This is a genomic window from Erwinia sp., assembly GCF_031978025.1.
GTDB lineage: Bacteria > Pseudomonadota > Gammaproteobacteria > Enterobacterales > Enterobacteriaceae > Erwinia.
This window is the reverse complement of the sequence record NZ_DALZCD010000247.1, coordinates 1-6,604: the sequence shown is the minus strand read 5'-3', so window position 1 is coordinate 6,604 and position 6,604 is coordinate 1. Positions and strand designations below refer to the sequence as shown.

At 56.3% G+C, this 6,604-nt stretch carries 6 protein-coding genes; all 6 read left to right on the top strand.

Annotated features, from left to right (window positions below):
• The coding region (gene tsaE / locus RTK32_RS17165) for a tRNA (adenosine(37)-N6)-threonylcarbamoyltransferase complex ATPase subunit type 1 TsaE (RefSeq protein ID WP_312046101.1) at nucleotides 1-301 on the top strand (301 nt) is incomplete at its 5' end.
• Entirely contained in the window at nucleotides 298-1,932 is a 1,635-nt protein-coding gene (amiB, locus tag RTK32_RS17160) for an N-acetylmuramoyl-L-alanine amidase AmiB (protein WP_312046099.1), read from the top strand. The genes tsaE and amiB, both read left to right, overlap by 4 nt.
• A 13-nt stretch (nucleotides 1,933-1,945) precedes the next feature.
• Complete coding sequence (gene mutL, locus RTK32_RS17155) at nucleotides 1,946-3,808, top strand: DNA mismatch repair endonuclease MutL (protein ID WP_312046097.1); 1,863 nt, start codon at nucleotides 1,946-1,948, stop codon at nucleotides 3,806-3,808.
• Nucleotides 3,801-4,751, top strand: coding sequence for a tRNA (adenosine(37)-N6)-dimethylallyltransferase MiaA (miaA, locus tag RTK32_RS17150; RefSeq protein ID WP_312046095.1), 951 nt, complete (start codon nucleotides 3,801-3,803; stop codon nucleotides 4,749-4,751). The genes mutL and miaA overlap by 8 nt, the downstream gene beginning before the upstream one ends.
• Before the next feature lie 100 nt (nucleotides 4,752-4,851).
• Nucleotides 4,852-5,163, top strand: coding sequence for an RNA chaperone Hfq (hfq, locus tag RTK32_RS17145; protein ID WP_246760812.1), 312 nt, complete (start codon nucleotides 4,852-4,854; stop codon nucleotides 5,161-5,163).
• A gap of 178 nt (nucleotides 5,164-5,341) precedes the next feature.
• Nucleotides 5,342-6,604 (top strand): ribosome rescue GTPase HflX (hflX, locus tag RTK32_RS17140; protein WP_312046092.1); only part of this gene is annotated, 1,263 nt, incomplete at its 3' end.

The window sequence follows — 6,604 nt, the reverse complement described above, 5'->3', positions numbered from 1 at the left end:
CGTGAAAAGCCCGACCTACACGCTGGTTGAGCCGTATGTTCTGCCGGATCGTCGAATTTATCATTTCGATCTGTACCGCCTGGCCGATCCCGAGGAGCTGGAATTCATGGGGATCCGCGACTATTTCGGCGGCGACAGCCTTTGCCTGGTTGAATGGCCGCAGCAGGGGGCGGGCTTCCTGCCGCAGCCAGATATTGAACTGCGTCTCAGTTATCAGGGTGAAGCCCGTCAGGCAGAGCTTGAGGCCTGTTCGGCTGAGGGCGAGGCGATCCTGGCCCGCATGGAGAAAGACGGACAATGATAAAGCTGGGTTTGTTGCTGGCTGTTTTACTGAGTACATTTTCCACTCTGGCCGCTAATTTATCGGATATACAGGTTTCAAACGGTAACGACAGGGCTTCGGTTACGCTGAGTTTTAGTGGCCAGCCGGTATACGGCTTTTTCCCGTTGCACAACCCGGACCGCGTGGTGTTGGATATTCGCCAGAGCGGCGTTATCAGAGGGCTGCCGTTAACGTTCAGCGGCGACAATATGGTAAAGCGTATTCGGGCCAGCACGCCAAAGGATAAGCAGAGCATTCGTCTGGTGTTCGAGCTTACGCAGCCTGGAAAAACGCGCGCCGTCACCCAGCGTAACGGCAGCACCTATAACGTGGTCTTTACCATTAACGGTACGCGCCCGACATCGCGTGCCACCGCAGCCGTCAGCAGCAGCCCGCCCCCCGCACCGGCAGACAACCCGTTTAAGGGCAGCGCCGTTACGACAGTCAGCAGCGGCAACGAAATCGCCGTGCCGGGCAGGAAAGTGCATGCCGCGGAGGAAGCAATTATCGTCGCGATAGATGCCGGACACGGCGGCCAGGATCCCGGTGCAATCGGGGCTAACGGCCTGAAAGAAAAGAACGTAACAATCGCCATTGCGCGTAAACTTAAGGCGTTGCTAAATGTCGATCCGCTGTTTAAAGGCGTGATGACCCGTGACGGTGACTATTTTATTTCTGTGATGGGCCGTTCAGACGTGGCGCGCAAGCAGAACGCTAATCTGCTGGTATCGATTCATGCCGATGCCGCGCCGAACCGCAGCGCATCCGGCGCTTCCGTTTGGGTTCTCTCTAACCGTCGCGCCAACAGCGAAATGGCAGGCTGGCTGGAGCAGCACGAGAAACAGTCTGAGCTGCTGGGCGGGGCGGGCGATCTGTTGGCTAACAGCCAGGCCGATCCCTATCTCAGCCAGGCGGTGCTCGATTTACAGTTTGGTCATTCGCAGCGCGTCGGCTACGACGTAGCGGTTAAGGTTATCGCTCAGCTACAGCGGGTTGGCTCACTGCATAAACGTCGCCCGGAACACGCCAGCCTGGGAGTATTACGCTCGCCGGATATTCCTTCGCTGCTGGTGGAAACCGGTTTTATCAGTAATCCTTCGGAGGAGCGACTGCTCGGCAGTAGCGCTTACCAGCAGAAGATTGCCGAGTCGATTTATAAAGGCTTGCGTAACTACTTCCTGGCGCACCCGCTGCAATCTATCCCAAAGGAGGAAAACCGACCGTTGCAGTCCGCAACGGCGGTTGATGTGCAGCCCAACCCGGCACCGGCCAGCACAAGCTACACCGGTGCGGTTACGCGCCATGTGGTGAAAAGAGGCGAGACGCTTTCCGGCATCGCCGCCCATTACGGCGTCAGCATGACGATGATGCGGTCGATGAATAAGTTGAAGAAGGATGTCGTCTGGGTCGGGCAGCGGCTGAAAGTTCCCGCTTCCGGCACACAGAGCGCCAGCGTCAGCCGCCCGCAGCGGCATAAAGTGGTGCGTGGCGACTCGCTGACCGGCATTGCGGCACATTATGGCGTCAGCCCGAAAGCGATACAGCAGGCGAATAATATGAAATCGCAGAATGTTATGCTGGGGCAGACGCTGACTATTCCAACCTCGTAAACAAGGATCTTTTATGCCGATTCAGGTATTGCCGCCACAGCTTGCTAACCAGATTGCCGCAGGTGAAGTGGTAGAGCGTCCGGCGTCGGTGGTGAAAGAACTGGTCGAAAACAGCCTGGACGCTGGCGCGACAAGAATAGATATTGAGATCGAGCGGGGTGGCGCCAAACTGATCCGCATTCGTGATAACGGTTGCGGTATCAACAAAGCCGAACTGGCGATGGCGTTGGCTCGCCACGCCACCAGTAAAATCACCACACTTGACGATCTGGAAGCCATTATGAGCCTCGGCTTTCGTGGCGAGGCGCTGGCCAGCATCAGCTCCGTGTCGCGTCTGACCCTGACTTCACGTACGGCGGAACAAACGGAAGCCTGGCAGGCCTATGCGGAAGGACGAGAGATGGACGTGACTATCAAACCCGCCGCGCATCCTGTCGGGACCACGCTTGAGGTGCTGGATCTCTTTTATAACACGCCAGCCCGCCGCAAGTTTATGCGAACGGAAAAGACCGAATTTACCCATATTGACGAGGTGATTCGGCGCATTGCGTTGGCGAGATTCGACGTGGCATTTTCGTTGACTCACAATGGCAAGCTGATCCGCCAGTATCGCGCCGTCAGCGACAGTAAACAGCGCGAACGTCGGCTGGGCGCCATCTGCGGAACCGCTTTTCTCAGCCATGCGCTGGCCATTGAATGGCAGCACGGCGATCTCAACTTACAGGGATGGGTAGCGGACCCGGTGGGGGCCCGCGCCGTTACCGAGCTGCAATATTGCTATGTTAACGGCCGCATGATGCGCGACCGGCTGATCAATCATGCTATCCGCCAGGCCTATCAGGATAAATTGGGCGATCACCAGCCTGCCTATGTCCTTTACCTGACCATTGACCCGCATCAGGTCGATGTCAACGTGCATCCTGCCAAGCATGAAGTGCGTTTCCATCAGTCGCGCCTGGTGCACGACTTTATCTATCAGGGCGTGATCGGTGTGCTACAGGAAGCCGGTGCGGAAACGCTGCCGGGCATAACGGCGGAAGAACCAGCCAGCCGCTGGCAGCCGGAAAACCGTCAGGCGGCGGGCAGCAACCATTTTTCCGCGCCAGCGCCAGCCAGAAAGACGGACAGCGGTAACGGCGGCGGCAAAGCGGCGGCAAGCTGGCAACATCAGGAGCCGGGCTACCAGAAAAAAGAGGGTGCACTCTATCGCCAGCTGCTACAAACGCCAGAGCAGCCCGCCGCGAGAGAGGCGCCGCCGCGCCCTGTCGAGCCTAAAAACCTACGCGTGCAGCCTCAACCTGAGCCATCGCTCAGTGGCCACAGCGAGAGTTTTGGCCGCGTGCTAACCGTAATGCATAACGACTTTGCGCTGTTGGAATCCCGGGAACGGCTGGCCCTGATTTCGCTGCCGGTGGCGGAGCGCTGGCTCAGGCAGGCGCAGCTGGAACCAGGCGAAGAAGGACTGAAGCCGCAGCCGCTGCTGATCCCGGTCAGGATAAAAATGGCCAGACCGGAGCGCGAAGTGGCCGGTCGTCTGGCGACGTTATTGCAGCAAATGGGCATAGAGTTGGAAGCGGACGGGCAGCACATCACGCTGCGCGCCGAACCTTTACCATTGCGCCAACAAAATTTACAAATCTTGATTCCAGAACTGTTAGGCTACCTTGCCCAACAGCCGGAAATTTCGGTCAGGCAGGTGGCGCAGTGGTTAGCGCGGCAGGCCGTAACTGAACGTCCGAACTGGAATCACTCGCAGGCGATTGCGCTGCTGGCCGAGGTTGAACGACTTTGTCCGCAGCTGATTAAATCGCCGCCATCCGGACTACTACAGTATGTCGATACTGAACTGGCGATGAATGCCCTGAAGCATGAGTGACTTATCCAAGGTTGGCCGGCCTAAGGCTATATTTTTGATGGGGCCTACGGCCTCCGGTAAAACGGCGCTGGCGATTGCTTTACGTCAGCGGCTGCCGGTTGAGCTGATTAGCGTCGATTCCGCCCTGATTTATCGCGGTATGGATATTGGCACCGCCAAGCCCTCTGCAGAGGAGCTGCGGCTGGCGCCCCATCGTTTATTAGATATTCGCGATCCTGCAGAAGCCTACTCGGCGGCGGAGTTCCGCCGCGATGCGCTGGCGGAAATGGCAGAGATTACCCGAAGCGGGCGTATCCCGCTGCTTGTTGGTGGTACCATGCTCTACTACAAGGCGCTACTGGAAGGATTATCGCCGTTGCCCCCGGCCGATCCTGAGGTTCGCCAGCGTATAGAGCAAAGGGCGAGTGAAGAGGGATGGGAAGCACTTCACCGTCAGTTATGTGAAATAGATCCCATTGCTGGAAATCGTATTCATCCGAATGATCCTCAGAGACTCTCGCGAGCACTGGAAGTTTTTTTCATTTCAGGTAAAACTTTAACAGAACTGACGAAAATCGCAGGGGAAGCGTTGCCGTACGAGGTAGTGCAGTTCGCCATTGCTCCTCGCGAGCGGGAAACGATCCATCAACGTATCGCGCTTCGTTTTCACCAAATGTTATCGTCAGGATTTGAAGCGGAGGCTCGGGCACTTTTTGCACGAGGTGATTTGCATACGGACATGCCTTCCATTCGTTGTGTGGGTTATCGCCAGATGTGGTCATTTTTGCAGGGCGAGATCGATTACGATGACATGGTTTATCGGGGAATTTGCGCAACACGGCAATTAGCCAAGCGCCAGATAACCTGGCTGCGTGGCTGGAAGGATGTTCACTGGCTGGATAGCGAACAACCTGAAGCGGCGCTGGCAGAGGTATTACAGGTTCTTAGTGCGAAGGCTGAGTGATTGTGTACAATTGGTGCGTTATCGTGCGCAAATTTTTACGCAGTATTTCAGAGCGCAAGCTCTTAAGTAGTAAACAACAAGCATATAAGGAAAAGATAGAATGGCTAAGGGGCAATCATTGCAAGATCCGTTCTTGAACGCACTGCGTCGCGAACGTGTTCCGGTTTCGATTTATTTGGTGAATGGTATTAAACTGCAGGGTCAGATTGAATCATTTGACCAATTTGTAATTTTACTGAAGAACACGGTTAGCCAGATGGTTTATAAACACGCCATTTCTACCGTTGTTCCGTCCCGTCCGGTCTCCCATCACAGCAACAATGCGGGTGGCGGAAGCAGCAACTATCATCACGGTGGCAGTAATCAGGGGGCATCATCGCAGCCCCAGCAGGAAAGTGACGACGCAGAGTAATCACTCTTCTTTCAGGACGGGCCGGCTCGCCCGTCCTGGCAATGTCTTTGACTCGCGCCGCTTTTCACGGGTTGGCGATCGGGTGTCGCTCTTCAGCGCAAGGGTGCATTTTGCCTCTGATTCCAGGCAGTATGGCCATCGTAAAGCAGGTTCAACAAGGTTCTGAGAGGTTTTAAGTTTGTTTGACCGTTATGATGCCGGTGAGCAGGCCGTACTGGTACACATCTATTTCTCCCAAGACAGAGATATGGAAGATTTACAGGAGTTTGAAACTCTTGTCTCTTCCGCTGGTGTCGAAGCACTACGCGTCATTACCGGAAGCCGAAAGGCGCCACATCCAAAATATTTTGTTGGTGAAGGCAAAGCGACAGAAATAGCCGAGGCGGTTAAAGCCAGCGGTGCTTCCGTCGTGCTCTTCGACCACGCCCTGAGTCCGGCTCAGGAACGCAACCTTGAGGCGTTATGCCAGTGCCGCGTCATCGATCGCACCGGCCTGATCCTGGACATCTTTGCCCAGCGTGCGCGTACCCACGAAGGTAAACTTCAGGTTGAGCTGGCTCAGCTGCGCCATCTCGCCACGCGACTGGTACGCGGCTGGACTCACCTTGAACGCCAGAAAGGCGGTATTGGCCTGCGCGGCCCGGGTGAAACGCAGCTGGAGACTGACCGTCGCCTGCTGCGCAACCGCATCACGCTGATCCTTTCCCGACTGGAGAAAGTGGAGAAGCAGCGCGACCAGGGACGTCAGGCGCGCAACAAGGCCGATGTGCCTACGCTTTCACTGGTCGGCTATACCAACGCCGGGAAATCCACTCTTTTTAACCGCATCACTTCTGCCGAGGTCTATGTCGCTGACCAGCTGTTTGCGACCCTGGATCCCACGCTACGTCGTCTGGATGTCGTGGACGTGGGCGAAGTCGTGTTGGCTGACACCGTAGGCTTTATTCGTCACCTGCCGCACGACCTGGTCGCTGCCTTTAAGGCTACGCTACAGGAAACCCGGCAGGCCACGCTACTTCTGCACGTTATCGATGCCGCCGATCTGCGCGTGGATGAGAACATTGAAGCTGTAGAAGAAGTGTTGGAAGAGATCGAAGCGAACGACATCCCGACATTGCAGGTAATGAACAAGATTGATGCGCTGGACGATTTCACGCCCCGAATCGATCGTAACGATGAAAACTTGCCCGTTCGCGTCTGGCTTTCAGCCCAAACAGGCGAAGGCATACCGCTGCTGTTTCAGGCGCTGACCGAGCGGCTGGCGGGTGAAATAGCCCAGTACGATTTACGCCTGCCGCCCGAAGCAGGACGGTTGCGCAGCCGCTTTTATCAGCTGCAGGCGATAGAAAAAGAGTGGAATGAAGATGACGGCAGCGTAGGGTTACAGATACGCATGCCCATCGTTGACTGGCGCCGCCTGTGTAAACAGGAACCGGAGCTG